Origin of the sequence: Bacillus sp. N13C7, from assembly GCF_026790065.1 — a bacterium.
Taxonomy (GTDB): domain Bacteria; phylum Bacillota; class Bacilli; order Bacillales; family Bacillaceae; genus Bacillus.
Genome location: NZ_JALAMO010000029.1, coordinates 29,268 through 51,163, shown reverse-complemented (window position 1 = coordinate 51,163; position 21,896 = coordinate 29,268). Strand labels below are relative to the sequence as shown.

General features: G+C 45.7%; 26 protein-coding genes. 5 read left to right on the top strand and 21 right to left on the bottom strand.

What is annotated here, in order from left to right:
* Positions 1-57: 57 nt before the first annotated feature.
* Positions 58-1,299 carry a beta-ketoacyl-ACP synthase II gene (fabF, locus tag MOB98_RS20525; RefSeq protein WP_268361643.1) on the bottom strand — a complete coding sequence of 414 codons (1,242 nt, stop codon included), beginning with the start codon at positions 1,297-1,299 and terminating at the stop codon, positions 58-60.
* A gap of 22 nt (positions 1,300-1,321) precedes the next feature.
* Positions 1,322-2,260, bottom strand: a complete 939-nt coding sequence (fabH, locus tag MOB98_RS20520; protein WP_268361641.1) for a beta-ketoacyl-ACP synthase III — start codon at positions 2,258-2,260, stop codon at positions 1,322-1,324.
* Positions 2,261-2,424: 164 nt separating this feature from the next.
* Between fabH and MOB98_RS20515 the strand changes: the two genes are divergently transcribed.
* Positions 2,425-2,652: a hypothetical protein gene (locus MOB98_RS20515; RefSeq protein WP_268361639.1), complete on the top strand. Its 228-nt coding sequence runs from the start codon at positions 2,425-2,427 to the stop codon at positions 2,650-2,652.
* 28 nt (positions 2,653-2,680) lie between these two features.
* Here MOB98_RS20515 and comZ read toward each other — a convergent pair whose 3' ends face one another.
* The 4 genes from comZ to MOB98_RS20495 form a co-directional block, all read right to left on the bottom strand.
* The gene (gene comZ, locus MOB98_RS20510; RefSeq protein ID WP_010329363.1) at positions 2,681-2,872 is read right to left on the bottom strand and encodes a ComG operon transcriptional repressor ComZ; all 192 of its coding nucleotides are present in this window, start codon (positions 2,870-2,872) and stop codon (positions 2,681-2,683) included.
* Between the two features lie 14 nt (positions 2,873-2,886).
* Positions 2,887-3,840: a transcriptional regulator Med gene (gene med, locus MOB98_RS20505; RefSeq protein WP_268361636.1), complete on the bottom strand. Its 954-nt coding sequence runs from the start codon at positions 3,838-3,840 to the stop codon at positions 2,887-2,889.
* A 90-nt stretch (positions 3,841-3,930) separates the two neighbouring features.
* On the bottom strand, positions 3,931-4,488 hold the full coding sequence (locus MOB98_RS20500) for a hypothetical protein (RefSeq protein ID WP_268361635.1): 558 nt from the start codon (positions 4,486-4,488) through the stop codon (positions 3,931-3,933).
* A gap of 80 nt (positions 4,489-4,568) precedes the next feature.
* Positions 4,569-5,303 carry a hypothetical protein gene (locus MOB98_RS20495; protein ID WP_268361632.1) on the bottom strand — a complete coding sequence of 245 codons (735 nt, stop codon included), beginning with the start codon at positions 5,301-5,303 and terminating at the stop codon, positions 4,569-4,571.
* A gap of 251 nt (positions 5,304-5,554) precedes the next feature.
* Between MOB98_RS20495 and MOB98_RS20490 the strand changes: the two genes are divergently transcribed.
* Positions 5,555-5,740 (top strand): YjzD family protein, encoded by a 186-nt coding sequence (locus tag MOB98_RS20490; protein WP_268361629.1) that lies wholly within the window; start codon positions 5,555-5,557, stop codon positions 5,738-5,740.
* A 47-nt stretch (positions 5,741-5,787) separates the two neighbouring features.
* Here MOB98_RS20490 and MOB98_RS20485 read toward each other — a convergent pair whose 3' ends face one another.
* From MOB98_RS20485 to MOB98_RS20425, 13 genes are all read right to left on the bottom strand, one after another.
* Positions 5,788-5,967: a YjzC family protein gene (locus MOB98_RS20485; RefSeq protein WP_087993455.1), complete on the bottom strand. Its 180-nt coding sequence runs from the start codon at positions 5,965-5,967 to the stop codon at positions 5,788-5,790.
* A gap of 101 nt (positions 5,968-6,068) precedes the next feature.
* Complete coding sequence (argF, locus tag MOB98_RS20480) at positions 6,069-7,010, bottom strand: ornithine carbamoyltransferase (RefSeq protein ID WP_268361627.1); 942 nt, start codon at positions 7,008-7,010, stop codon at positions 6,069-6,071.
* Positions 6,998-10,090, bottom strand: coding sequence for a carbamoyl phosphate synthase large subunit (locus MOB98_RS20475; RefSeq protein ID WP_268361624.1), 3,093 nt, complete (start codon positions 10,088-10,090; stop codon positions 6,998-7,000). The genes argF and MOB98_RS20475 overlap by 13 nt, the downstream gene beginning before the upstream one ends.
* Positions 10,083-11,144, bottom strand: a complete 1,062-nt coding sequence (locus MOB98_RS20470; RefSeq protein WP_268361622.1) for a carbamoyl phosphate synthase small subunit — start codon at positions 11,142-11,144, stop codon at positions 10,083-10,085. The genes MOB98_RS20475 and MOB98_RS20470 overlap by 8 nt, the downstream gene beginning before the upstream one ends.
* Positions 11,145-11,214: 70 nt before the next feature.
* Entirely contained in the window at positions 11,215-12,372 is a 1,158-nt protein-coding gene (locus tag MOB98_RS20465; RefSeq protein ID WP_268361620.1) for an acetylornithine transaminase, read from the bottom strand.
* Positions 12,369-13,145 (bottom strand): acetylglutamate kinase, encoded by a 777-nt coding sequence (gene argB / locus MOB98_RS20460; RefSeq protein WP_268361617.1) that lies wholly within the window; start codon positions 13,143-13,145, stop codon positions 12,369-12,371. Before argB ends, MOB98_RS20465 begins: the two co-directional genes overlap by 4 nt.
* Before the next feature lie 14 nt (positions 13,146-13,159).
* Positions 13,160-14,380 carry a bifunctional ornithine acetyltransferase/N-acetylglutamate synthase gene (gene argJ, locus MOB98_RS20455; protein WP_268361614.1) on the bottom strand — a complete coding sequence of 407 codons (1,221 nt, stop codon included), beginning with the start codon at positions 14,378-14,380 and terminating at the stop codon, positions 13,160-13,162.
* A 19-nt stretch (positions 14,381-14,399) separates the two neighbouring features.
* Positions 14,400-15,437, bottom strand: a complete 1,038-nt coding sequence (argC, locus tag MOB98_RS20450) for an N-acetyl-gamma-glutamyl-phosphate reductase (protein WP_268361611.1) — start codon at positions 15,435-15,437, stop codon at positions 14,400-14,402.
* A gap of 203 nt (positions 15,438-15,640) precedes the next feature.
* A complete protein-coding gene (locus MOB98_RS20445) occupies positions 15,641-16,180 on the bottom strand; it encodes an MFS transporter (protein ID WP_268361609.1) in 540 nt (179 codons plus the stop codon).
* A complete protein-coding gene (locus MOB98_RS20440) occupies positions 16,180-17,610 on the bottom strand; it encodes an FAD-binding protein (protein WP_268361606.1) in 1,431 nt (476 codons plus the stop codon). The genes MOB98_RS20445 and MOB98_RS20440 overlap by 1 nt, the downstream gene beginning before the upstream one ends.
* 62 nt (positions 17,611-17,672) lie before the next feature.
* Positions 17,673-17,843 (bottom strand): YqaE/Pmp3 family membrane protein, encoded by a 171-nt coding sequence (locus MOB98_RS20435; protein ID WP_268361604.1) that lies wholly within the window; start codon positions 17,841-17,843, stop codon positions 17,673-17,675.
* 70 nt (positions 17,844-17,913) lie between these two features.
* Entirely contained in the window at positions 17,914-18,222 is a 309-nt protein-coding gene (locus MOB98_RS20430) for a metal-sulfur cluster assembly factor (protein WP_071576496.1), read from the bottom strand.
* A 64-nt stretch (positions 18,223-18,286) separates the two neighbouring features.
* Positions 18,287-19,054, bottom strand: a complete 768-nt coding sequence (locus MOB98_RS20425) for a prolyl oligopeptidase family serine peptidase (RefSeq protein ID WP_268361602.1) — start codon at positions 19,052-19,054, stop codon at positions 18,287-18,289.
* 120 nt (positions 19,055-19,174) lie between these two features.
* On the opposite strand from MOB98_RS20425, the gene yitU reads away from it, so the two are divergent.
* From yitU to MOB98_RS20410, 3 genes are all read left to right on the top strand, one after another.
* A complete protein-coding gene (gene yitU / locus MOB98_RS20420; RefSeq protein ID WP_268361600.1) occupies positions 19,175-19,987 on the top strand; it encodes a 5-amino-6-(5-phospho-D-ribitylamino)uracil phosphatase YitU in 813 nt (270 codons plus the stop codon).
* Positions 19,988-20,081: 94 nt separating this feature from the next.
* Positions 20,082-20,234, top strand: coding sequence for a hypothetical protein (locus MOB98_RS20415; protein WP_010329347.1), 153 nt, complete (start codon positions 20,082-20,084; stop codon positions 20,232-20,234).
* Positions 20,235-20,432, top strand: a complete 198-nt coding sequence (locus tag MOB98_RS20410) for a DUF3813 domain-containing protein (RefSeq protein ID WP_268361598.1) — start codon at positions 20,235-20,237, stop codon at positions 20,430-20,432.
* Between the two features lie 30 nt (positions 20,433-20,462).
* Here the strand turns inward: MOB98_RS20410 and MOB98_RS20405 are convergent, their stop codons facing one another.
* Together MOB98_RS20405 and MOB98_RS20400 are read right to left on the bottom strand one after the other, a co-directional pair.
* Positions 20,463-20,918, bottom strand: coding sequence for a BsuPI-related putative proteinase inhibitor (locus MOB98_RS20405; protein ID WP_311766011.1), 456 nt, complete (start codon positions 20,916-20,918; stop codon positions 20,463-20,465).
* 18 nt (positions 20,919-20,936) lie between these two features.
* Positions 20,937-21,779 carry a YitT family protein gene (locus MOB98_RS20400; protein WP_003245017.1) on the bottom strand — a complete coding sequence of 281 codons (843 nt, stop codon included), beginning with the start codon at positions 21,777-21,779 and terminating at the stop codon, positions 20,937-20,939.
* Between the last annotated feature and the right edge of the window lie 117 nt (positions 21,780-21,896).

The following is a 21,896-nucleotide window of genomic DNA, read 5'->3' as shown; positions in this document are numbered from 1 at the left end:
ATCCTATGCGCACATAAAAAAACCGGCTACCCTTTAAGGGCAGCCGGCTTGGCTTAATTATGATTGGTATTTCTTAAAGATTAATGTTGCGTTGTGTCCTCCGAATCCCAATGAGTTGCTGAGGACATAATTGAGATCCTGTCTGCGGGCTTCATCAGGCACATAATCTAAATCGCATTCTTCGTCAGGTGTTTGAATATTAATTGTCGGCGGAATCACGCCTTCTTTAATGGCAAGGATAGAGAAAATCGCTTCAATACCGCCAGCCGCTCCTAAGAGATGGCCTGTCATCGATTTTGTAGAGCTTACCGCAAGTTTATGCGCATGCTCGCCGAAAACGGTTTTAATCGCCATTGTTTCGTATTTGTCGTTGTAATACGTGCTTGTTCCGTGAGCATTAATATAATCGATGTCTTCAGGCGCAATGCCAGCATCTTTAATGGCTTCTTGCATCGCTCTTGCTCCGCCTTCACCATCTTGTGCCGGCGCTGTGATGTGATAAGCGTCTCCCGTTGAGCCGTAGCCGACAATTTCGCCGTAAATCTTAGCGCCGCGGGCCAGAGCGTGCTCAAGTTCTTCAAGAACGATAATTCCTGCACCTTCACCCATGACAAAGCCATCACGGTTTTTATCAAACGGGCGGCTTGCTGTTTTCGGATCTGGATTCGTAGACAGCGCTTTGTTGGCGCTGAAGCCCGCGAATGACATTCTTGTCAGTGGGGCCTCTGTTCCGCCTGTAACCATAACATCTGCATCGCCGCGCTGAATGACTTTAAACGCGTCACCGATGGAGTTCGTTCCTGTAGCACATGCTGTAACCGTACAAGAGTTAACCCCTTTTGCTCCTAAAGCAATAGAAATCTGGCCGGTCGCCATATCAGGAATCATCATTGGCACAAAAAACGGGCTTACGCGTCTTGGGCCTTTTGTTAAGAAGATTTCAAATTGAGACTCAAGTGTTTCAAGTCCTCCAATTCCGGAGCCTACCCAAACACCGACTCTCGGCGCGATCTCATCGGTAATGTTAAGATCTGCATCTTCAACTGCCATTTTGGCAGCTACAACCGCATATTGTGTAAAGCGGTCCATTTTTCTGGCTTCTTTTTTATCCATATAATCTTCAACATTGAAGTCTTTTAATTCAGCAGCTACTTTTGCCGGATATTCTTCAGCATCAACACGAGTGATCGGACCGATTCCGGACACACCGTTGATTGCGTTATTCCAACTTGTATCGACATCGTTGCCAAGCGGAGATAATGCTCCAAGTCCTGTAACAACTACTCTTTTTTTACTCATCTTGTGTGCACCTCACCTTTTTTTATCGGCCCCAGCGGATTGCAATGGCGCCCCATGTTAATCCTCCGCCGAAACCTACCATAACGACCACATCGCCGTCTTTGATTTTACCGGCTTCCAATTCTTCTACAAGAGAAATCGGAATGGATGCGGCAGAAGTATTTCCATATTTATGAACGGTTTTAGACATCTTTTCGACAGGAAGCTCTAAACGTTCGCGAGCGGCTTCCATGATGCGGATGTTCGCTTGATGCGGAATCAAAAAGTCGACATCCTCTTTTGAGAGACCGGCTTTTTCAATAACATTTACACATGATTCTCCCATTTGGCGGACTGCAAATTTGAAAACTTCTCGTCCATTCATGATTGTATGACCTTTTTCATTTAGATACAAGTGCTGACCGCCTGTGCCGTCTGCCCCTAGTTCAAATGAAAGGATTCCTCTGTCATCGCTGACTGGCCCGACTACCGCAGCACCTGCTCCGTCTCCAAACAGAACGGCTGTATTGCGGTCTTCCCAGTCTGTAATGCTTGAGAGCTTTTCTACACCGACAACAAGAACATGCTTGTAGGTTCCGGATTCAATAAATTGTTTGCCGGTTACAACCCCATACATGAAGCCCGCGCAAGCCGCGCTGATATCCATAGCACACGCTTTCTTCGCGCCGAGCTGTTCTTGAATCATACAAGAGACCGTAGGAAATGATTGATCAGGTGTAACAGTTGCAACCAGGATCATATCCAGGTCCTCAGCAGCCACTTCAGCTTGTTCCAGCGCATTTTTCGCTGCTGCAACTGCCATATGTGATGAATACACATCATCCGCGGCAATTCTTCTTTCTTCTATTCCTGTTCTGGTACGAATCCACTCATCAGAAGTTTCAACCATCTTTTCAAGATCGTGATTTGTTAAAACCTTCTCAGGAATGTAACGTCCAACACCAAGTATTCCAGCTTTCATTAGGGAAGACTCCTTTATATCGTAAATTTAGAAGATCAATCTGGTTGAGATCAATTATTAGTATCAGGTACTAATTCTATCCTATTTTTTTTCACATGGCAATATATTCGTCTAAACTATCAGTTCATCTTACTCATAGAGTATGGTATATAGAAAGGAGGCGTATGCAGTTGGATGTGTTCTCAAGGATGATGTTCGGCGATTCCGCAAAGCAAACAGCAGAGAAGGAAGAACAGCAAGAGGAGGTTTCCCAGCCAAACGAAGAAGAAACGATTAATTACATGCATATTATGGATCAAATCGGATCAATTATGAACTCTCTTGATCAAATCAAGCCCGCTTTAAAGGAGCTTGCACCGATGATTTCCGCTATTAAAAAGAAAATCATGTGAAAAGCCACTTTCAAAAAGTGGCTTCTTCTTATTCGGTTTCAGATTTTGCGTCAGATTTGCCGAGCTCATACGCTTCCGCCATCACCGTTGTGAATAGATTCATAAACGGCTGGATGGCCTCCATGGACAGCTCAATGCCCGATTTCTCAAGCTGCTCTTTCGCTTCAGGCAGATATTTCATGGCAATTTGCAAGAATTCCATTGATTTTTCGTGCTGCATGTGAAGTCACTCCATTACTCATTTTTTGGCAGTTCACCTGTTTTGTTATAGGTTTTGATCAGCTTGGCGATTCTCTGCTGAAAGTCTTTATCGACAAGCGGACTGAATGTTCCCATTTCAACAACTCCCGTTTTCAGGTCGTAGTAATGATCGCCGCCTTCAAGGGTGCCTTTGTTGAATTGCTCAGCGATGATTTCATAGGCCTTGTCCACATTTTGCACCGTGCTGGTTAATACGGTATTCTCGCCAAGGTCTGATTGATCTGTGACATAACCGATGGCATAAAGGCCGTCTTTTTTGATTTGTTGAATGACAGGAACATTATACCCGTCTCCAGCAGGATACACAACATCCGCGCCTTCGTTCTTCATTTTCTGATAAAGCTTTACTGCTGTCGAATCATCATCCCAATGATCCGTATATTTCGTGTTTACTTCTATATCAGGATTTTCATATTTGGCCCCTTTGATAAAGCCGTCAACCTCCGGCTGCCACGTAAAGGAAGCAATTACACCGACCTGATTTGTTTTCGACATATGGGCAGCTGTCATTCCCCCAAAAAAGCCCATTGCTTCTCCGCTGAAATGGACACTCGTCACATTATCACCTTTCGCTTTCGCATTAGAAATGACAAATTCCATATCCGGATAATCTTCGCTGACTAAGTTAAATACCTCTGCATATTCACTTCCATGGCCGTAGAGAAGATTGACGCCCCGCTTATGAAAATCCTCAATCGCATTTATAATATCTTCATCTGTTTTAACGCCTTCTTTATAGTAGACGTCCACATTGTATTTTGATTGAATATTCAGTAATCCTTTGTACCCTTTTGTGCCCCATACGAGGTCATTAATCGTATCAGGAAAGAGCATGCCGACCTTCTCAATTTTTCCTTTAAACGGAGTTTGTCCACATCCGCTCAATAAAAGGAGGACAGAAAAGATCATGACAAGCCTTGTGATCAAGTCATGTTCAACTCCTTTTGACAAGCTATAACATGTATTATTTTTATACGTTTATTGTATCTAGAAACCTCGAAACATGGAAGGTTTTTCTTAATATTTGTCGAAAATTGATGAAAATTGTCTTTTCCACTCGATAATTTTTGTTTTTGCTTCTTCTTTCGAGGTTTTTTGTGTGACTTGCAAATTAAAAATCTGATTATTGTTTTTATCACGGCTTGGTTCAAGCAGAAACCTCAGCAGTTCGTCTGCCACATCGTCTGTGTAAAAGCCGTCTTCCCCGGTGTCTTCTTTCCACGGCCCATACATTTTCGGCAGGATCACCGCTTTTTCTGAACCTGTCTTTTTGATTTTTTCCCATTCTGTTCGATCTTGTTCATATACCAATACATAGGGGGAATCATATCGGTCTAAGGGCAAACCGCCGAACTGGATACAAATTGTATCATATTTTCGCTCCCCAATGTGCTCAAGCTGGCGAAAGAGTTCATTTCTCCCAAGCCACATGAGTCTTTCTTCTAAGTACATTTGCCTCATTTCATCTTCTGTTTCCGCCAGAATAACGTCAACATGTATGCCTTCTTCCATCATTCGCTCGCATAATGAAAGGCCGAAAAATTCGTCCGCACCTACAATCAGTGTTGATTCCATTGCATCTGCCGCCCTTCCGGTTTCTCATTTCCAAAACAAAACAGCCTCCGCAAAAGAGAAGGCTGCTGTTATTGTATTCTCTATAACTCTTTTTCATGACTGTGAAAGAATTTACAAATTGATGCATAAATTCTGCTTGGATGCTCAAATAAGTGAAATGTCATATCTACCGGTGACCCTTGCCTTTGTTGTTTTTCCTTGAATACCTCCGCATGTACGCTGTATGGATAGGGAGCTCCGGTCATCCGCTGCCATATATGAACCGGCACACGGCTTGAATAGCTTTCAATTGTTTTGTAACGGAGCGCTTCCGCTTCTTTTTCAAAAATGCCGTAGCTTTCCGCTATCTCTTTTACAAATTGTTTATAGAAAAATTTATTCTCTTTCTCTGATTCATAATGTGCATGAAGATCGAGACAAGGATTCAACATTGCGGCTGAGCGGATATGATCCGGGGAAAAACGAAGCAGTTCATCGGCCACGAGAGCACCCATGCCTTCTGCTAAAATATGAATCTTCGGATTGAGTATTTCCTGCTTCAGCACGTAATGTATCAGCTGTTTGGCATAGGCGACCGCTTTTTCCGCGCCCCAGTGCCTTCCGAACAAATTGCTGTTAAAAAGGGTATATCCTTCATTCCTCAGCATGTTCAGAAGCTGATTTCTGCCGTAATGCTGAAGCCAAAAGCTTGAATCATTCCCGACAAAGTGGGTCCTGTCCCCTAAGATAAAGATGCCGAAGCCGTTCGGGCGATAGGGCAGATGAATGACATTATGCTCCGTTCCCAATTGAAAATACCTTTCCGTTATTCCCATCGCTTGCCCGCCTCCTTTCACACTTCATCTCACGCTATCTTATGTAAAAAGAAAAGAAACGAATAAGGTAAAGCCCTAGCCTTTTACAGTTTTGGCTATTATACCGATTGGCGATTTTTTATATTTTACCATTAAAATGTGACGAATCAGACTCTTTTGTCACCTCACTTTCTTCTAAAATTGGATTCCCCCTTCGCTTTTTGTATGGTATGATAGCTTCTAGAATAGAATGAGAAGGACGAGGTGGAAACGTGCGATTTATTATTGCTTTTATTTGGACGTTCCTTTTATCACATATGGCATGCTACTTGATTGCCAGCATGAACAGTGCTGCGTATAATGTCAAAACATCATCAGTAATCGCTGTTGTATTGTATGTCTTAATCATGGTTTTAGCGGAAATCATGCCTATGAACAAAAATGCAAGCCAGCATTAAAATGCCAAAAACCCAAAACATTTCATTGTTTTGGGTTTTTTTCGTGTTCACGGCTTTCTTTTATATGTCCATAGCCGATTGTGATTTGATGTTTCTGGAAACATATCCCCTGCTGACAGATGGATTTTTTGAGGGTTTTTAACCATGCTCCCCGTCTCGCCGATTTCAACGTAGACACCATTATTGGGCGCTTTCTGTCCCGGCCGGAATTGATGCTGCTGTCCCACTGTTTTTCCTCCTTTTCCTTTTTCGTGTAGTATGCGCCTAAGCGGCTGTGAATATGTTGCCATCAAAAAACTGCTGAGTCTGGCTCAGCAGTTTTTGATTACTACCCTTTGTATAAAATGGCCTTCAGCAGGGCTTTTTGCACATGGAGACGGTTTTCCGCCTGCTGGAATACTGCGGAATTCGGCCCGTCTATAATCTCAGCTGTCACTTCTTCCTCACGGTGCGCGGGAAGGCAATGTAAAAATGTATAATCGGGCTTGGCATGGCTGACAAGCGCCGCATTCACCTGGTAAGGCGCAAAGACAGCGAGACGCTCTTGCTCTTCCGCTTCCTGCCCCATGCTTGTAAACACATCAGAATAAATCACGTCTGCGTCTTTTACAGCTTCAATCGGATCAGCCGTCAGCGTGATAGAAGCACCGGATTGAAGTGCAGCTGATGTTGCCGCTTCAACTGCCTCATCTAACACTTCGTATCCCTTTGGCGAAGCGATCGAGATATCACAGCCCATTTTCGCGCAGCCGATCATTAATGAGTGCGCCACATTATTTCCGTCACCGATGTATGCGACTTTCACGCCTTTAAGCTTCCCTTTTATTTCCTTAATCGTCAAAAGATCCGCCAGCGCCTGGCATGGATGGTATTTATCAGTAAGACCGTTGATGACCGGAATGTCAGCCTCTTTGGCAAGCTCCTCCACCTTTTCATGCTCGAATGTCCGGATCATAATGGCATCGACATAGCCTGACAGCACTTTTGCCGTATCAGCGACAGTTTCACCGCGCCCCAGCTGCAGATCTTTCTGGCTTAAGAAGAGGGCGCTCCCGCCCAGCTGCGCCATGCCGGCTTCAAATGAAACTCGGGTCCGCGTTGATGATTTTTCAAAAATCATCGCCAAGGTTTTTCCTTGAAAAATAGGCTGGATTTTGTTTTGTTTCAGTTCACCGGCTTCTGCGAGCAATGCGTTTATATCCTGTTCATTAAGATCCTTTAACGTTAATAAGTCTTTTCCGTATAAACTGGTCTGCGTCACTGTGTGCATGATGCCACTTCCTTTTTATAGAGGTCTTTGAGAGATACAGGCTGAGGATGGCCTGAACCGCTTTGTAAAAACGCCCGCACGGTTTCTTCTTCTGTAAAGACTGGGATGCCGTGCGTCATCGCTTCCAAACGTTCTTTACGCGCTTCTTCAGAGCCGCTCAAATTGATGTGGAGCCCTTTTCCTTCCTGTTCCATCCACGAGGCAAATGTTCCTTTATGAACCGTAAAACCAGCGTTTACTGCTAGCTTTTGCAGATCTTCCGGCCCGTTCTGCAAATAAATGCTTCCTTTTTGATTCCAGACACGTGTATAGATTTTTTTCAAGGCGCTGTCGGCATCATATGCAACACACATGCCTTCTCCTGTCGATTTCATTTCCGGCCCCGGCTTAACGTCCACATCCTGAATCGCATGAGAAGAAAATACAGGGAACTTCACGGCAACGCCATGATGATTTTGAACTGAAGGGTTTACATCTTTTAAAGACGCACCCGCCAGCAGCCGTGTGGCAAGCGGAATCATCGGAACCCCCATCACTTTGCTCACAACGGGAACTGTGCGGCTCGCTCTCGGATTCACTTCAAGAACAAGAATGTTTCCATTATCAATCACAAATTGAATGTTCATAATGCCTTTAAATGAAAGCTTTCGGGCAATTTTTTGCGCGGCATCTTTTATTCCCTGCTGCAGCACGCTTGTGATGGATGGTCCAGGAAGAATGGCAAAGCTGTCTCCCGAATGGACACCAGCCCGTTCAATATGCTCAGTATAGGTCGGGATAAAGACGTCCTCACCGTCGGAAATCAAATCAATTTCGACTTCCTTTCCAGATACATACTGATCAATTAATATCGGGTACGGCATGCTGTCTTCACCGTTCAGCAGCTCAGAAAGCTGAGCTTGCGAGTCAACAATGATCATGCCCATTCCGCCAATGACGTAAGATGGGCGGATCAGCACCGGATAGCCGATCTCATCTGCTTTTTCAACGGCCTCCTCTTTTGTATAAGCGATTTCTCCTTTTGCATGGTTCAATCCAAGCTCATCAAGAAGCTGATAAAATTGATCCCGGTCCTCTAACACGTCGAGCGTTTTAAATGATGTGCCGAGAAGGGTAATGCCGGCTTTTTCGAGTGCTTCAGCAGCATTGATCGCGGTTTGGCCGCCAAATTGCACGATTGCAAAATCAATGTTTTCCTGCTCCGCCACATTTAAAATGTGCTCCGTGGTCATCGGTTCAAAATACAGGCGGTCCGCAATTTCATAGTCAGTGCTGACCGTTTCCGGGTTATTGTTAATCATGATCGTCTCGAATCCAAGCTCTTGCAGTGTCAATACACCGTGAACAGCACTGTAATCAAATTCAACGCCCTGGCCGATCCGAATCGGGCCTGATCCGATAATCAGCGCGCGTTTTTTCTCTTTGCGGCTGATGTCTCCATCGGTCTCCCCGAAATATGTGGAGTAAAAGTAGTTTGTTTTTGCATCAAACTCAGCCGCGCAGGTATCTACGATTTTAAATGAAGGGGTAATGCCCATCTCCTTGCGAAGCGTGCGCACCTCTTCTTCTGTTTTGCCGATCAGTGCGGCAATCATTGCGTCTGAAAATCCCTTTTCCTTTGCTTTTTTCAATAATTCAAAAGAGAGTTCGCTTCCCGCTTCCATCAGGCGGTTTTCCAGTGTGATGATGTTGGCAAAGGTATGCAGGAAAAACGGATCAATTTTTGTTTTTGCATGAATGTCCTCAATCGCCACGCTGCGGCTAAGCAGTTCCATGACTACGAAAAATCTGCGGTCGTCAGGAGTGACTGCCAAATCCCATAGCGCTTCAATCGACAAACCGCTGAGTTCCGGGAGGTGCGTACCGATATTTTTTAGTTCAAGTGACGCCGCTGCTTTTTGTATCGCTGCTTCTAAATTCCGTTCAATCGCCATCACTTCACCGGTGGCTTTCATTTTTGTGCCGAGCTTGCGGTCTGTGTTTTTGAATTTATCAAACGGCCAGCGCGGAAACTTGACGATGACATAGTCCAGCGCTGGTTCAAAGCTTGCGTAAGTCGATCCTGTAAGCGGATTTTTCAGCTCGTCAAGGATGTATCCGACCGCCAGTTTCGCAGCCATCTTTGCAATCGGATAACCGGTTGCTTTAGACGCGAGAGCAGATGACCGGCTTACCCGCGGATTGACTTCAATGACATAATATTGCTTGCTCAATGGATCAAGCGCGAATTGAATGTTGCAGCCGCCTACGACATCAAGCGCTGAGATGATTGTCAGACTTGCCGTCCGGAGCATTTGGTAATCTTCATCTGTTAACGTTTGTGACGGCGCCACAACGATGGAGTCACCTGTATGCACCCCGACCGGATCGATGTTCTCCATGTTGCACACGGTAATGCAGGTATTATTGCTGTCACGCATCACTTCATATTCGATTTCTTTAAAGCCGGCTATGCTTTTTTCAACAAGGCATTGATTGATCGGACTGGCTAGTAGCGCCTGCTTGATCATGGCTGTAAAGGCCGCTTTATCAGGAGCGATGCCGCCGCCCTTTCCGCCTAATGTGTAAGCGGGCCTAATGATGACAGGAAAACCGATGGATTCCGCAAAACGCAGGGCGTCAGCCTCGTTATCAACAATTTCACTCTCTGGCACCGGCTGGTTCAATTCATTCATTAACGAGCGGAATTTTTCCCGGTCTTCTCCTTTTTGTATCGTCTCAACAGATGTACCGAGAAGTTTGACGCCGTGCTCTTTTAAAACACCCGTTTCTTCAAGTTCCACTGCTAAATTCAGCGCGGTCTGCCCCCCTAAATTGGCAAGAAGTCCATCGGGCTCTTCTTTCTTAATGATGGCTGTCAGGCTTTCTGCTGTCAGCGGTTCAAAATAAATTTCATCAGCAAAGGCTTCATCGGTCATAATTGTCGCCGGATTATTGTTGACAAGGATTACCCGGTAGCCCTCCTCCTTCAGCGCGATGCATCCTTGAGTGCCTGAATAATCAAATTCCGCCGCCTGCCCGATGATGATCGGACCTGAGCCGATTACTAATATGCTTGAAATACTGGTGTCTTTAGGCATGCGCGATCTCTCTCCTTGCTGGTATCACATTCTTTAAATAATCATCAAAAATCCATTCGCTTTCCGCTGGTCCGGGATGGGCTTCCGGGTGGAATTGAACACTCATGACAGGCAGTTTTTTATGGGAAAGCCCTTCAACTGACGTATCATTGACATGATGAAACCTGATCGTGAGCTCTTCTTCATTAATCGACTGTTCATCTACCACATAGCTGTGATTTTGGCTTGTCATGAAAACACGTTTCGTTTTACGGTCGATAACCGGATGATTTGCGCCCCTGTGTCCGAATGGCAGCTTAAATGTATTCCCTCCGAACGCGAGCGCAATCAGCTGATGGCCGAGACAAATGCCGAGAGTCGGATAACGGCTTACGATGCTTTTGATCCTTCCTAAATACGGCTGAATGGCTTTCGGGTCTCCAGGCCCATTTGATAACACAATGCCGTCCGGCTTTATGTCGTATACAGATTCCATTTGCTGATACGGCACCACGGTGACCTTGCAGCCTCGTTTGACGAGTGATGATGCTATTGACTTTTTATAGCCGAAATCGATGAGGGCGATATGTTTATTTCCGTCTCCTAGGGTGCTGATTTTCTGTGCGGATGCCTGCTCTGCCACGTTCTCAGGCTGTAGGGCGATCTCAGCTGCTTCTTTAGAGACTGTGACAGTCGCTCCCATCGTTCCGTTTGCCCGGATTTTTTTCACGACAGCCCTCGTATCAACATGGGTTAACAGCGGGATGTTCCATTTCTGCAAATACTCCCTGAGGCTGTATACCGCTTCATGATGGGAAAAATGATCACACGCCTCGTAAACAACCGCGGCTTTCACTTGCGGTTTTTTGCTTTCAAAATCCTTTTCATTAATGCCGTAGTTGCCGATCAGCGGGTAGGTAAATACGATAATCTGCCCTTTGTACGATGGATCTGTCAGCACTTCCTGGTAGCCTGTCATTCCTGTAAAAAAAACAGCTTCTCCCGTGCAGCTTTCATGACCGTCCAGCTCGCCGCTGAACGCTGTTCCATCTTCTAACACTAAATAACCTTCCATCTAACAGCCCACCTCTTGATGAATAATTAATTATAAAAATGAATTTTTATGCTTTTTTACCGAAAAAAAATTACTGGTTTACTGCTGAATGCTGTGCGATTGCCTGTTTCAGCTTACTGACAGCTTCTGCCATTTCAACCTTTGTCACGGTGAGCGGCGGCAGCAGCCGAATGACGTTCGGGCCGGCCGGCAATACAAGCAAGCCTAATGTCTGCAATTCAGTAATGATGTCAGCAACAGGGCCATCACACTCAATTCCAAGCATTAATCCTTTACCGCGGATTTGTTTGACAAAAGGGCTCTTTAGTTCAGCTTCGAGCTGTTCTTTTAAAAATGACCCTTTGTCATTAGCCTCTTGCAGAAAGTCAGGCTGAAACACAGTTTGCAATGTGGCATTCACTGCAGCCATCGCCAGCATATTTCCTCCGAAGGTTGTTCCGTGAGAACCAGGGGTAAATGCTTCTCCCAGTTGTTTCTTGCCGATGACAGCGCCAACCGGAAAGCCGTTTCCCAATCCTTTTGCGACTGTGATGATATCCGGTGAGAGTCCGAAGTGCTCGTATGCGAAGCCCTTTCCTGTCCGTCCGATGCCAGTCTGAATTTCATCAATGATCAAAAGGGCATTCTTTTCCTTGCAAAACGACTGTACAGCTGTTAAAAATTCAGCGCTCGCCGGGTTGACCCCGCCTTCTCCCTGCACTGTTTCAAGCATCACCGCGGCAATATCGCCTTCCTGCCCAAAAGCCTCAAAAGCAGAAGGATCATTGTATGGAAGGTAGTGAAAGCCTTCAAGCATCGGGCCGAAGCCTGTTTTGATTTTATCCTGACCGGTCGCAGCCATCCCTGCATACGTGCGGCCATGGAAAGACTTCAGGAAAGTGATGATTTTTGTTTTTCCAGTTGCTTTTCGGGCGAGCTTTATCGCGCCTTCATTCGCTTCCGCACCGCTGTTGCAGAAAAAGACGAGATCTCCTGCACTGTGCTCCGCCAGCTTTTGTGCCGCTTGCTCCTGGAGACTGTTTTGAAACAGGTTGGAAACGTGCCATACGCTGTCGAGCTGTTTTTTGACTGCTTCTGTTACCGCTTCATGGCAGTGGCCTAAGTTTGATACTGCTATCCCCTGAATGAAATCGAGGTATGTTTTGCCGTTTTGATCCTCAACGTACGCTCCCTTTGCTTTTTTGATGTTAATATCCCAGCGTCCGTAGGTTTGAAACAAGCTGCTCATGAAACAGCCTCCTTTGCTTTAACGATTTTTGTTCCATGAAAGGTTTGGTCTGTGAAGATTGATCCTTTTCCGTTTACGATCATGACTTCAGACACCTGATCTGATAAAGCTGACAAGGCTGAATTAACCTTCGGAATCATCCCCCCTGTGATCACTTCCTGTTTGATCAGCATCTGAATCTCCTCAGGGGTCAGAACGTCAAGACGCTGCTTTTCCTTCATGATTCCATCTACATCTGTGACGAACATTAGCTTTTCAGCTTCCAGCGCTCCGGCAACTGCTGAAGCAGCAAGGTCGGCATTTACATTCAGCGTCCTGCAGTCACTCGTCATAGACAGCGGCGCAATAACAGGGATGATGCCCTTTTCCATCAGCGCGTTCACCATGGACGCATCGACTTTTTTGATTTCTCCGACTTCCCCGTATGTTCCCTGATCGAGATAATCCGCCTCCAAAAGACCGCCGTCCTTACCAGAGATGCCTGCGGCCCGCAGTCCGCGTTTGGCAAGCTCGGCAACGAAAAATTTATTAATAGAACCGGATAAAACCATTTCCGCCACTTCCAGTACCGGCTTCGTTGTTTTCCGCTGTCCGCCCGAAAACTCTGTATTGATATTTAACCGTTTCAGCATCTTTGTGATTTCCGGGCCGCCGCCGTGAACGATTGCCAGTTTCCATCCAGACGCCTTCAATTCTTTCAGGTTATGAAAAAATTCCTCCGACAGCTCACGTATGACGCTTCCCCCGCATTTAAAAACGATGGTTTTCTTCATTTCGCTCCCCTTTATTACGTGCGATAGCTCGCGTTAATTTTGACATAGTCATAGGTCAGGTCACAGCCCCACGCTCTTCCGTTCCCGTCCCCTTCATCCATCTTGATAACGATGGTGATTTCATCTCCTTCAAGGTATTCCTTGGCGAGAGATTCAGAGAATGGCTGAGGTTCGTTATGCTTAAACAGGCATTGGCCGCCGAGATAAACCTCTACTTCTTCTGCCGTCACCTGTGCTGCGCTGTGTCCGATGGCTCCGATGATCCGCCCCCAGTTGGCATCTGTTCCATAGACTGCCGTTTTCACGAGACTTGAGCCGACTATTTTCTTGGCAATCACGTTTGCATCAAGATTGTTTTTTGCGCCTCGCACTTGCGCCTCGATTAGTTTGGTCGCGCCTTCTCCGTCTCTGGCAATCTCTTTAGCCAAATCCTCGCAGGTAAGCAAGAGCGCTTTTTTAAAGACAGGCCAGTCTGGATGCTCTTCTGTCAGGCACTCATTTTCCGCGCAGCCGTTTGCCATAACCAATACCATATCGTTCGTGGATGTTTCTCCGTCAACTGTAATTTGGTTAAATGAAACGTCAGTGACCTCGCGAAGCGCCTTTTGCAGCGTTTTGTCTTCGATTGCCGCATCTGTTGTCACAAATCCCAGCATCGTGGCCATGTTCGGGTGAATCATTCCCGAGCCTTTAGCCGCTCCACCGATCGTGACTGTTTTTCCGCCAATTGTCAGCTCATAGCACGTCTGCTTGATCACCGTATCGGTTGTTAAGATCGCTTCCTCAAAATCTCCCGAGCCCGCAGGTGTTTCTTTCAGCAGCTTGATGCCCGCCTGGATTTTTTCCATATCTAAATGTTCTCCGATGACGCCGGTTGATGAAACAGCGACAAGTTCCGGCTCAATGCCAAGCTGTGAAGCAAGGCACTCCCGCATTGCGTATGCATCCTTTAAGCCCTGTTCACCCGTGCACGCATTGGCAATGGCGCTGTTGACGATGACGGCTTTCAATGCTGATCCATGCTTTAAGCTGTCCTGTGTGACTTTGATCGGAGCAGCCTGAAAGTGGCTTTGGGTATAAACTGCTGCACTGACTGCCGGTGTCTCGCTGATAATGACGCCGAGGTCTTTTTTCGAGTATCGCAGACCGCAATGCACACCCTTTGCCTGAAACCCTTTTGGCGAGGATACATCACCTGTTACTTTAACAATTTGATCTTCACTTAACTGAATCATGGTTCGATTCTCTCCCGTTCTATGGATAAATTGGCATCATGGTGAGTCCAGTCTCTTCATTCCAGCCATTCATTACATTAAAGTTTTGCACAGCCTGACCGGCGGCACCCTTCATTAAATTATCGATTACCGAGACGATTGTAACTCTGTTCGTTCTTTCGTCGAGGGTAACGGCGATATCACAGAAATTGCTGCCGTACACTTCCTTCGTTTGCGGATACTGCCCTTTTGGCCTTACTCTCACAAAATATGAATCTTGGTAAAATTCCGAATATAAATCATGCAGGTCATCTGCCGATAGATCAGAGGTTAATTGTGTATACATCGTCGCCATGATGCCCCTTGTCATCGGAACCAAGTGAGCTGAAAACGTAATAGGCCCGAGCCCCGGCTGCCATTCCTGCAGCGCCTGTTCAATTTCCGGCGTATGCTGATGTTCATTGACTTTGTAAATTTTGAAATTGTCGTTCAGCTCAGAAAAGTGAGTTCCCATGGATGCTTTTCTTCCTGCTCCGGAAACACCGGTCTTCGCGTCAACAATCACAAAGGACTCATTGAGCAGCTTCTTTTGAGCCAATGGCGCGAGGCCAAGCAAAACAGCCGTTGGAAAACAGCCCGGATTAGCGATGAGCTTTGCCTGTTGAATTTGCTTTTGATTCAGTTCTGCCAGGCCGTAAACCGCCTCTTGAATCACCGCCTTCGGTGCCGCTGTCCGTTTATACCATTTTTCATATTCAGCCGGCTCTTGTATCCTCAGATCACCTGACAGATCAATCACCGGAATTTCCGCATCTGCCAGCTGCGGAGTCAATTCACTTGATACCCCGGGCGGTGCAGCAAGAAACATGATATCTACTTCATGTTTGATCGTATTCATATCAATGGGCTTCAGCTTCTGATTCGCTAAGCCGGCAAGATGAGGATAAACCTCGCTATAGACATTTCCTCCACCACTGGATGAATAAAGTATACATTCCTCTGCATGCGGGTGGTGGGAGAGAATCCTGACAAGTTCGGTGCCTCCATAACCCGTAGCGCCTACAATTCCTATTTTCAAAACAAGTTCACCTTCTTGGTCTTTGTGAAATTATTTAACATTATAACATGAATAAAAATTAATTCAATCGTATATTTAATATTTTTATTCATTTATACATTTTCTGTTCAATGAAAAATCCGTTTCGAAAAAATGGTGCTTTTGCAGCAGAAAACGTTGATTTTCCGCTATTTTCAATCGCATAAAAAAACAGGCTGACCGCGTCAGCCTGTTTTCATCATCATCAATCCGCTCAAAAAGTATAGAATAGAGCTTGCATAAAAAATCATTTGCACCGTGAAAAAGTCAGCGAGAAAGCCGCCTAGCATAATCGCTGCCGCTGAAAAGACCGCTGTCCAAAAATGGTAATTTCCAATTTTCTTTCCGCGCTCCCCGCTGTCTGTAAAATCGGCGATCAGCACTTTTTCTCCGTGCTTCTGCATTGCTCCAAAGAGCCCTAACAGCACTTGGACAAAATACACTTGAACGACGCTTCCGATATGCGGGACATACAAAAGCAGCACGGCCATGCCCCAAGAGTTCGCAAGCAAAAAATAACGACTGTCGAGCCTTTCAGACAACCGTCCGAGCAGCGGAAAAATGAGCGCTCCGCTCAGTCCGAACAATCCGTAGGAAAAACCGAACTGCGTGTAGCTTGAGCCGATGTTTTTCACAAACAAAATATAAAACGGAAAGATTAAGCTGCTTGCGAAAAACACGCCGCTTTGTGATAATGTCAGCCATTTTAATCTGTTTTTCCCCATCATTTATACCTCTGATAAAAATAATTCATAAAGCGTTCATCCGGGTCATACGCACGTTTTTTCTGAAAAAACGCTTCGCTTTTCGGATACGCCTGTCTCATTTGCGCTTTCGTCTGATATGTCATGTACGGCAAATAATAGCTGCCGCCATGCTTAATGGCAACGTCTGTCATGCGTCTGATGATTCGGGCAGTGTCTGCCGTGTCTTCTTTTGAAAAGCCTTCATTTATTAAAAGCACGAGCGAAAACATATCATCCTTCGCGTAAGAAAGGTCGGCTTTTTCATTTTTCTGTACGTAGCGGATCGTGATGTTCAGCAGGTTTAAGTCCTCAGCCGAAAGCGTTTGTCTCAGGTCGTCAATATAGGATGCATACTCCTTTACCGGCACAAAGTATTCCTGCAGAACATCTGTGTTGTCATTGTTTTCATATTCGAGAAATTTGGATTCGGACCGCATCACGTTGTTGCGTGAGATCTCTGTGCCGTTTTGGCTCAGGAAATAGGATTGCTGCGTGTTCCACAGCCAATTCCTTCCCCATTCATACCGTCTTGACAAGCCGAGTGCAAACTTTGTGACTCCTGTATACTCGTCTTCTTTAAGTTCGCTGTATGAGGACAGCTGATCCTGATGATTAGCCAATACGTAATTCGTGACATACATGTCTTTCAAAAATCCTTTTTTCGCTGTTGAAATTCGCGCCAGATGCATCCGGACATCCGGATTGCCTTTTGCATGGTTTGTAAAATAGTCTGCATAGGTGCTGTAGTTGATTTTTTCAGTCTTCATGACATATAACTCATCATCCGTCAGCTCAAGCGTGACATCGAGAATCACGCCAAAAAGACCGTATCCTCCGATGACTGCCGTAAACAAATCATCTTTTGGAGTAACGGTGACGATTGTTCCGTCCGCTTTTAAGAGCCGAAATGATTTGACGGTATCAATCAGCGAACCATAGCGGATATCACGTCCGTGGGCATTGGCGCTGAGAGAGCCGCCAATTGTAAAAATGTTTTGTGACTGCATGACTTTTACCGCAAGCCCGTATGGATTCACGTATTTCTGAATGTCATTCCATGTGGCACCGCTTTGCACTGTGATGGTTTTCTTTTCTTGATCGAGTGACAGGATTTTGTTGTACCCTGTCATGTCGAGAACGATGCCGTCCTCATAATATGTATGGCCGCCCATGGAGTGCTGGGCCCCGGCAATTGAAATCTTTATGTTTTTTCGATTTGCTTCTTTGACCGTGTCAATGAGCGTTTCCTCTTCCTGCCCTTTCACTGTCTGCTTAATTTTCACAGGCATCAGGCGGCTGACATCCGTCATCTCGCTAGTGTCTGTATTTTGATCTGAGTGAACAGAATACGCAAACAGGGCTGCATACGCGCCTGTACAAAGCGCGAATGCAAGCAATTTCTTTTTCATGGCGCTCTCCCTGCTGTTTTTTTATGACCATTATACCATGTCTGCGCCCTCATTTTTCCAGATTATCTTCTTGCCCGTTTTTCGGCACGGCGGTCGGCGACGATAAAGCAAGCGTGAATGGCACCCGGCAGCCAAAAAATACAGGTCAATATGAGATTCAGCAATGCCTGAAACGGTCTTCCCGAAAACAAAACAGCGAGCGGCGGGCATAAGACAGCCAGCAGGTACATCATTTCCTTTCATCTCCTTTCAGCTGTAAAAAAGGACAGCCTCACATGTCAGGCTGTCCTCTTTTGTTTTGTTTTATTGAATGCCAAGCGCGATTTTTGCGTATCTGGACATTTTATCTCTTGTCCAAGGCGGATTCCATACAATGTGAACTTCTGTCTCTTTCACTTCCGGAAGGTCCGCTAACGCTTTTTTTACTTCATCCACGATAATCGGCGCTAAAGGGCATCCCATCGATGTCAGTGTCATCGTAATGTGCGTCAAGCCGTCTTCATCCATATCAACGTCGTATACCAAGCCAAGGTTCACGATATCAACGCCAAGCTCAGGATCAACAACCTGTTCCAGGGCGCCCATGATGTTTTCTTTTAATGCTTCTTCCACGTTCCCTCACTCCTTTTTTTATACAGTATAACGTAAATTCAGCCCTTGTTAATAACTTCGTGCTTTATAAGTGCGTTTCAAACCATTCAATCGTTTTTAACACTGCTGCCCGCGGGACTTTATGGTCGGCGTTTTCATCCCCGATAAATTGCAGGCGTTCCGGCTGCTCGCTGTAGTGGGATTTGATGGTGTCGTAAAATTTCCGAGTCGGCGCGTAAGGCACGACTTTATCTTTTACGCCGTGCCAAAATAATAGCGGGCGCTGGCGCAGTTTCTCCGGCTGAAGACTGAGATCACGCAATTCGAGACGCTTCATCAGCTCCTGCACCTTCTCTTTTGGCACATCAATTTCAATGCCCTGAGATTGAATATGGTCAATCTGCTGCTGAAACAGTTCCACGTAATTCGGGCTTCCCATCAGGCTGACGCCGGCTTTTATCCAATCATAAGCAGTCAATGCGCCAAGCGTTGTGATGCCGCCCATTGACGTGCCTGCCAGACCGATGCGGCCGCCATCTATCAGGCCCTCTTTTTCAAAATGGGTTTTGAGTACGCCGATTTCTTCAATCTCGTTGAGAACAATGTCCCAAAAATGGCCGGCCAGCTCTTCAACAGCCATTTGCTCTCCCCGTTCGCCATGGTGCAGAGCCTCCGGCAGTACCGCTCTAAAGCCCTTCTCCGCAAGCAGATAAGCGATATGAAGGTTATGTTCCTTCGCGCTCGTAAAACCATGTATAAAGATCACGAGAGGAACAGCGCGGTGCCTGTTCTCTTCCTTTACAATATGTAAAAACGGAATACCGGAAACGGTTTGATTTTCAATTTGAATCACAATGTGCCCCTCCTTAGGATAACCATAATCATAAGTGTAACATGTAGACAATAAAGATGGTAAAAAGCTACACTGTAAGTAAGGCAAAACAAGCAAAATCTAAGGTTAAAGGAGCTTTTCATGGAGACAAAACCCTATTTAATCGCATTAGACTTAGATGGAACGCTATTAAAGGATGATAAAACCATATCAGAAAACACCCTTCAGACCATACAGCGCCTCAAAGATGACGGGCATTATGTCTGCATCTCGACGGGCCGTCCGTATCGTTCAAGTTCCATGTACTACCAGCAGATGGGGCTGACAACGCCAATTGTCAATTTTAACGGAGCGTTTGTCCATCATCCGCAGGACGACAGCTGGGGACGTTATCATACCTCGCTGCCGCTTGATGTTGTCAAACAGCTAGTGGAGATCAGCGAGAGCTACAACGTACATAATGTGCTTGCTGAAGTCATTGATGACGTGTACTTTCATTACCATGATGAGCACCTGATTGATGCCTTTAACATGAACACAACGAATGTGACGGTTGGAGATCTGCGGGAGACTCTCGGTGAGGATGTTACGTCTGTGCTCATTCATGCAAAAGAAGAAGACGTCCCGGCTATTCGCTCCTATTTATCGGATGTGCATGCCGAGGTAATCGATCATAGAAGATGGGCCGCCCCGTGGCACGTCATTGAAATTATTAAAAGCGGCATGAACAAAGCGGTCGGCCTGCGGAAAATCAGTGATTATTACGGCGTGCCGAGGGAGCGGATCATTGCTTTCGGAGATGAGGATAACGATTTGGAAATGCTTGAATTCGCCGGCTGCGGCGTTGCAATGGGAAATGGAATTGACGCAGTCAAGCAAATTGCCAACCGAACAACGGCTGCAAATGAAGAAGACGGCGTGGCAAGGTTTTTGAAAGAATATTTCTCACTTTGAAGCCCGATTTTTCCCACTCATAAACCTTACTTCGCCCCACCATACTATTGAAGACGACTCATCTCGTCAAAGTATGGAAGGAGGCAGTCTCAAAATGGGTAAACGAAGCAAATCCAGAAGGTTTATTCACCAGGGTAAAGACTCCATCGGGCAACACGCCGCAAGATTTCCATATCGGTCTACATTAGAAGAAGCTCACCAGCATGCCGCAGCACGAGACTCGGCCGAAAGGCAGTATGAATATTAAATGAGAAATGAACTGTTTCAGCAGGCAAAATCATTTGTTCAACAGGCTGTCATGGTGACAAACGGCTTTGAGGAAGGCGATCAGGAGCAAGCGATTCTGAGAGCCAGAAATGCTGTATCTTCTGCGTATGCCAATTCGACAGATGCAGAACGTCGCCAGCTCCATCAATTTCAGGATCAGCTGGACAAACTTCAATAAAAAAAGGCTATGGCGAATCGCCATAGCCTTTTATTTGACTTCAAACTGCTGAAGAGCCTGAACCTGCTTGAGATTTTCCGCTCTGCCCTTAAATGTCACCTTCACTTCATAGGTTCCGGGCTCAGGGACTTCCTTCCACACATCAGAGAAATCATATGTTTCGCCAGATTCAAGCGTGAGGTTTTGAAAAGCCTGCGTAAACATTTTGTCTTTCGAATAACGGTATCTTTCTTTGTGCTCAGAATCATACACGACAAGTTCAAATTTTTGTCCTGTGCTGAATTGAAACTCGACAGCACGTTCGCTTTGGTTCTTCAGCGACATATTAAACTTGATTTGTTCAGGCTCCTGAATTGCGTCAATAGATAAAACAACCTCTTGATTCTCCATTCCGCCTGATACCTCCTTATCGGGTTCTGTCTGCTCATCTTTCCCGCAGCCTATCAAAAGCAGCACGGGGAGGAGCATCACAAGCAGCCGTTTCACGACTTCCACCTGCTTTCGTCAGTCTTTTCTAAAGAAACCAAAAATCCCTGTCGTTTGAACGATGTTCGTAAATGCTTTTGGATCAACTTCTTTGACGATCTTTTCTAAATCGTACAGTTCATATCTCGTGATGACGATAATCATCATTTCTTTCTGTTCGTTCGTAAAAGCTCCCTTTGCCGGAACAGTTGTGATGCCGCGCACCATTTTTCCGTAAATGGCTTCCTTGATTTCGTCCGCTTTTTTCGTCACAATCATTGCCGTAAGCTTCATGTGGCGAGTGTGAATGGCGTCGATCACCCTCGTTGTCACATATAGTGTAACCAGGGTATATAATGCTTTCTCCCAACCTTGCAATAATCCTGCCGTCAAGATGATAATCCCGTTCAGAATGAAGAAATACGTGCCGACGGGTTTATCCTTCCACTTTGCAAGTACCATGGCGACGATATCAAGCCCGCCTGTCGAAGCGCCGTATTTTAATGTTAAGCCGATACCGACTGCGGAAATGACGCCGCCGAACACCGCGTTCAGCAAAATGTCATGTGACAGGCTTGTTTCCGGCAGGATCCCCATAAACAGAGTAGTGAGTGCGACACTTAAAATGCTGTACACTGTAAACGATTTGCCGACCTTCAGCCATCCTAAAATACCGACCGGAATGTTTAAGAGGAACAAGAGCGTTCCCGTCGATATGTAAAAGGGGGCATATTGATCAACGACGCTTGATAAAAGCTGTGCCACACCCGTAAATCCGCTGGCATATACATCTGCAGGTATCAAAAATAAGTTCAGCCCGGCAGCATTGAGTAAAGCGCCGATGATGACGATGAGTAATTTTTTTGTTTGATCTAGTACCATGGCATGTTCCTCCGCTCTTTCTTCTTTATTATGTTTTCCCTTAAAACAAATATTTGAACACGATTTTGGCAAATTAATATGATATAGTTGGCTTAACTCTCATGATAACGAGCGATA

What these genes read in the sequence shown, in the direction of transcription:
- MOB98_RS20410 (WP_268361598.1), top strand. Translation starts at nt 20,235, where the DNA reads ATGAGAAATGAACTGTTTCAGCAGGCAAAATCATTTGTTCAACAGGCT.
- fabH (WP_268361641.1), bottom strand. Translation starts at nt 2,260, where the DNA reads ATGAAAGCTGGAATACTTGGTGTTGGACGTTACATTCCTGAGAAGGTT.
- MOB98_RS20475 (WP_268361624.1), bottom strand. Translation starts at nt 10,090, where the DNA reads ATGCCTAAAGACACCAGTATTTCAAGCATATTAGTAATCGGCTCAGGT.
- MOB98_RS20445 (WP_268361609.1), bottom strand. Translation starts at nt 16,180, where the DNA reads ATGGGGAAAAACAGATTAAAATGGCTGACATTATCACAAAGCGGCGTG.
- MOB98_RS20465 (WP_268361620.1), bottom strand. Translation starts at nt 12,372, where the DNA reads ATGAGCAGCTTGTTTCAAACCTACGGACGCTGGGATATTAACATCAAA.
- MOB98_RS20440 (WP_268361606.1), bottom strand. Translation starts at nt 17,610, where the DNA reads ATGAAAAAGAAATTGCTTGCATTCGCGCTTTGTACAGGCGCGTATGCA.
- yitU (WP_268361600.1), top strand. Translation starts at nt 19,175, where the DNA reads ATGGAGACAAAACCCTATTTAATCGCATTAGACTTAGATGGAACGCTA.
- MOB98_RS20435 (WP_268361604.1), bottom strand. Translation starts at nt 17,843, where the DNA reads ATGATGTACCTGCTGGCTGTCTTATGCCCGCCGCTCGCTGTTTTGTTT.
- MOB98_RS20500 (WP_268361635.1), bottom strand. Translation starts at nt 4,488, where the DNA reads ATGGAATCAACACTGATTGTAGGTGCGGACGAATTTTTCGGCCTTTCA.
- comZ (WP_010329363.1), bottom strand. Translation starts at nt 2,872, where the DNA reads ATGCAGCACGAAAAATCAATGGAATTCTTGCAAATTGCCATGAAATAT.
- MOB98_RS20470 (WP_268361622.1), bottom strand. Translation starts at nt 11,144, where the DNA reads ATGGAAGGTTATTTAGTGTTAGAAGATGGAACAGCGTTCAGCGGCGAG.
- argJ (WP_268361614.1), bottom strand. Translation starts at nt 14,380, where the DNA reads ATGATTCAGTTAAGTGAAGATCAAATTGTTAAAGTAACAGGTGATGTA.
- MOB98_RS20515 (WP_268361639.1), top strand. Translation starts at nt 2,425, where the DNA reads ATGCAGTTGGATGTGTTCTCAAGGATGATGTTCGGCGATTCCGCAAAG.
- MOB98_RS20400 (WP_003245017.1), bottom strand. Translation starts at nt 21,779, where the DNA reads ATGGTACTAGATCAAACAAAAAAATTACTCATCGTCATCATCGGCGCT.
- MOB98_RS20415 (WP_010329347.1), top strand. Translation starts at nt 20,082, where the DNA reads ATGGGTAAACGAAGCAAATCCAGAAGGTTTATTCACCAGGGTAAAGAC.
- argB (WP_268361617.1), bottom strand. Translation starts at nt 13,145, where the DNA reads ATGAAGAAAACCATCGTTTTTAAATGCGGGGGAAGCGTCATACGTGAG.
- fabF (WP_268361643.1), bottom strand. Translation starts at nt 1,299, where the DNA reads ATGAGTAAAAAAAGAGTAGTTGTTACAGGACTTGGAGCATTATCTCCG.
- argF (WP_268361627.1), bottom strand. Translation starts at nt 7,010, where the DNA reads ATGCACACAGTGACGCAGACCAGTTTATACGGAAAAGACTTATTAACG.
- MOB98_RS20495 (WP_268361632.1), bottom strand. Translation starts at nt 5,303, where the DNA reads ATGGGAATAACGGAAAGGTATTTTCAATTGGGAACGGAGCATAATGTC.